We start from the raw sequence: 3,583 nt of genomic DNA, 5'->3' as shown, positions 1-3,583 counted from the left end.
CTCCACTCGGAGTCCGCCCAGTTCCACCTGGCACTGATACGTGGCTGCCGCCGTATCTGACATCTGCCCGCCCTCAGGTCTGGCGTCACGGGACGATCCGCCCGCCCCGCGATCATGGACATCGTGGCAGGCCGAACCCACGGCGAACACGAAATTCACCCATTTGAGCAAGGCGGTTGAGCGGACCGGCGATCGACTCGCCCGTCGTTGCACTCCAGCACCGCCAGGTCCAGCCGCCCGGTTCGCACGCAGGTCAGCCGCGTCACCGCCCGGGTCTTTGGCGGCTGGGCGTCCAGCAGGTCCATGAAGGCTCCCGAGGACGGATCGCCTCCGGCTCGCTGTGGTGGGGCAGCGCAACCTGCAGACGGAAGAACACCTCCGGTGGTAATGGCCGGGTGACCTACTGGATGCTCCAGCGGTGCGGGTGGGTGGGATCTTCGGGGCAGGCGAAGATGTTGAGTTCGCCCCAGCGGCCCACGGTGACCTTGGTCGGCGTGGAGTACTGGTGTGTGGGCAGATCCTGTTCTTCCAGCGGCTTCCAGCTGCCGCTGCCGCCGTCCCATTCCGAGCTGTCGATGGTCAGCAGCAGGTGCATCGGTGTCGAGCAGGCCCGGCAGTTCATGGGCGACGGGTCGGTGGTGTGCCAGGAGGCGAAACCGCCGACGCGCCAGCCTGGTGGGATGGACAGGTCGTACTGGTAGTCCACCGGTGCGGCGGCATCTTCGTCCGCCGACTGCTCGGCCTCCTCCTCCAGGGCCTCTTCCCAGGCGTCGATCCGGGCCGACAGGTCCTCCGGGAGGAGACCGGCAAACGGGTAGGCGGTGACCTGCTCCGGATGCAGTACGCACGGTTCGGGTACGTAGCCCTCGAAGCCCACGACCTGTGGCTGTGGCGGTGACGTCAGCGCCTCGGTGACCTCCCATGATCGGCGCCAGCGCAGGTCGAGCAGCATGCCGTGGCCGGTCGGGCCGTGCGCGTCGAAGGGGCACCAGAACACCTGGAGCAGATCGCAGCCGTCCGGCCCGGCCGGCAGGTCGGGGATGTCACTCCGGTACAGCTGCGCAAGGCCGATCAGAGGCAGTGGATCCCCCACAGCGGCCTCCTGAACGCGGTGCTTGTGGTCCAGCTCCTGCAACAACTGGCGTTCCTCGTTTGTGGGGCCGGGGTTGGCTTCACGGAGCCACGCAGCGGCCAGGATCTGCCGCCGCCTGTGGATGTCCTCCGGACGCCGGCCACGGGCATGGCCGTGCGACTCGGTGCACACGGGCCAGGACTCGTTCGCGGGCCACAGCAGCGGACCGCCCACAGAACTGGCCGTCGCTTCTGGACGGCCCGGGCGCGGATGGAGCCGGGTGGTGGTGCCTCGGTGGGCTGCCAGCTCCGGGAAGAGCGCCTCGACATCGAGCGGGCGCGGCGGTGTCGTCCTCAACATGCACGAGACCCTAAACAGGCGCCAGCCGCGATGATTCAGCGGCCCTGGATCATTCAGGTGCGCGGCGCAGTACGACCGGAAACGTGTCATGCACGATCACAGGCGCTCCCGCCAGGCTCAGGGCGGGTGTCTGTCACATCCGTGTGTGCTGGTCCGTCAGTGGAGTGAAGTTGCTGACTCCGGATGCCTGCTGCCTCGTGCGGGCGTGAAGCGTCATAGCCATGTCACCAGCTGCCCCTTGTCCGGCTACGTGGCTAGGGCGTCCGCTATCGGCCCCACCGAGGCGATTCCAACTGGCCCCACGTTGCAGATGGTTGGTGAAGATCGGGCGTCTCGAGGTGGACCCAGAGGGCGGCTTCAACTGGCCCCCGGATGCGGTTGTAGTCGCACCCGGGCCTCGGCATGATGGATGCCGCATGCCGCGAGTTGCCGCTGACCATCACCTCTCGTGATGGGCCCAGCCAGGAGTCATGTCGCGATATAGCGTTAGCCTGCTACTTGCGTCGCTGCCTGCGTCGCGCGGAGACGTTCGACAGGACCAGGACGGAAGCATGTCGGGAGAGATGTCGCCCACCGAGAAGCACTCCGGCCCCGGCTCGTCGCCCGAGCTGCGCGCCTCGCACGCCGACCGGGACCGAGCGGTGGATGTGCTGCGTATCGCGGCGGGGGATGGTCTGCTGACCGCAGACGAGTTGGACGAGCGCCTGGAAGCCGCCCTGTCGGCGCGGACGCTGAGCGAACTGGCCACGCTCACCGTCGACCTGCCGTCTGTGTTGACCGCTGAGGCAGAAGTCTCGGAGGTCAAGGACGTGGTCCGGATCGAACAGGTCCACAGTGGTGCGGTCGAGCGGACGGGCCGCTGGGTGCTGCCGCGGCGGCTGGAGCTCGCGGTGACCTGGTGTGACGTGACGCTCGACTTTACCGAGGCCGTGATCACGCAGGACACCCTGCGGATCGACGTGGCCATGGCGGGCAAGAGCCTGGCGCTGGTCACGAGGCCGGGCGTCGAGGTCGGTGTCGACGGCCTGACCCTGGTCCACTGCAAGCTTAAACACCGCCGCATGCCGACGCCCCCGGACGCGCCGGTCACGCTTCGCGTGGAATTGGTCGGCCAGAAGGCTCACGGCAAGGTCGTGGTGCGGCCCCCGCGGCGGACGTTCTGGCAGTGGCTGCTGCGCAGGCCCTTGCCTCTCTCTTCAGGTGATTGACTCCATGGTTGTGAACTGCCGGCTGAGTGGTCGGTGAGGTCTCCTGAGCCCGGCGACGCTCTGGTATTGCGGGGGCGCCCGCTGCCGAAGTGAGTCTGGTCAGCTCGACAGCTTGGTCCGGTTGACTTTGCTGCGGGCGAGCCTGTAGGACTCGGTTCCAGTCTCGATGAGAGTGGCGTTGAAGGTGAGTCGATCCACGATCGCTGCGCACAGCCGAGGATCAGTAAAGGTCTTAGAGGTCCCAACAAAGGCGTTGGACGTGGCGGTGTGTGATGAGGCAGGTGGCGAGGCCGAGGATGGCTTCGTGGATGTCGTCGCGTCGTTCCCAGCGGATCCGGAGGCGGCGGAAACCGTGGAGCCAGGAGATCGTCCGCTCCACGACCCAGCGGAAGGCGCCCAGGCCCGTGCCGTGTTGCCGGCCGCGTTCGGCGATCACGGGACGGATGCCCCGTTGCCAGAGCAACCGCCGGTACTTGTCGTGGTCGTAGCTGCGGTCGGCGAACAGCATGTCGGGCCGTCGTCTGGGCCTGCCGACGACGCCGGCCACGGCCGGGACCTTGTCCAGCAGGGGCAGCAGCTGGGTGACGTCGTTGCGGTTTCCGCCGGTCAGCGACACCGCGAGCGGGATGCCCTGGCCGTCGGTGAGGATGTGGTGCTTGCTGCCCGGCCGTGCGCGGTCGACCGGGCTGGGGCCGCTTTTGGGCCCTGCCGGGCCGCCCGCACGTGGGAGGAGTCGATCACCGCCCGCGACCAGTCCAGCTGTTTCGCGGACCGCAGCTTCTTCAGCAGCACCAGGTGCAGTTCGTCCCACACCCCCGCCTCGTTCCAGGCGGCCAGACGGCGCCGGCAGGTCATGCCCGAGCCGAAGCCCAGCTCCTGCGGCAGGTACTCCCACTGAATGTGCAGCACGAACAGAATCCCGCACAAGGCCTGCCGGTTCGGC

Annotated in this window: 2 protein-coding genes and 2 pseudogenes; 1 reads left to right on the top strand and 3 read right to left on the bottom strand. The window is 67.8% G+C overall.

The window, feature by feature from the left end; genetic code table 11:
- Window positions 1-400: 400 nt before the first annotated feature.
- Window positions 401-1,432, bottom strand: coding sequence for a hypothetical protein (locus tag AB0H32_RS47405; RefSeq protein WP_361135663.1), 1,032 nt, complete (start codon window positions 1,430-1,432; stop codon window positions 401-403).
- Window positions 1,433-1,983: 551 nt separating this feature from the next.
- Between AB0H32_RS47405 and AB0H32_RS47400 the strand changes: the two genes are divergently transcribed.
- On the top strand, window positions 1,984-2,640 hold the full coding sequence (locus AB0H32_RS47400) for a DUF1707 domain-containing protein (RefSeq protein WP_361135660.1): 657 nt from the start codon (window positions 1,984-1,986) through the stop codon (window positions 2,638-2,640).
- Between the two features lie 99 nt (window positions 2,641-2,739).
- On the opposite strand, the pseudogene AB0H32_RS47395 reads toward AB0H32_RS47400, so the two are convergent.
- Together AB0H32_RS47395 and AB0H32_RS47390 are read right to left on the bottom strand one after the other, a co-directional pair.
- Window positions 2,740-2,904 (bottom strand): annotated as a pseudogene (locus AB0H32_RS47395) (ATP-binding protein); the annotation flags it as partial.
- Window positions 2,873-3,583: pseudogene (locus tag AB0H32_RS47390) on the bottom strand (IS5 family transposase); the annotation flags it as partial. The pseudogenes AB0H32_RS47390 and AB0H32_RS47395, both read right to left, overlap by 32 nt.

This window comes from Streptomyces sp. NPDC020362 (assembly GCF_040642095.1).
In the GTDB taxonomy this organism is placed as follows: Bacteria; Actinomycetota; Actinomycetes; order Streptomycetales; family Streptomycetaceae; genus Streptomyces.
Note: the sequence above shows the minus strand (reverse complement) of the source record. Positions and strands in the feature narration are given on the sequence as shown.

Excerpts from the sequence above, each read along its gene's own strand:
- AB0H32_RS47405 (WP_361135663.1), bottom strand. The coding sequence starts at position 1,432 with ATGTTGAGGACGACACCGCCGCGCCCGCTCGATGTCGAGGCGCTCTTC.
- AB0H32_RS47400 (WP_361135660.1), top strand. The coding sequence starts at position 1,984 with ATGTCGGGAGAGATGTCGCCCACCGAGAAGCACTCCGGCCCCGGCTCG.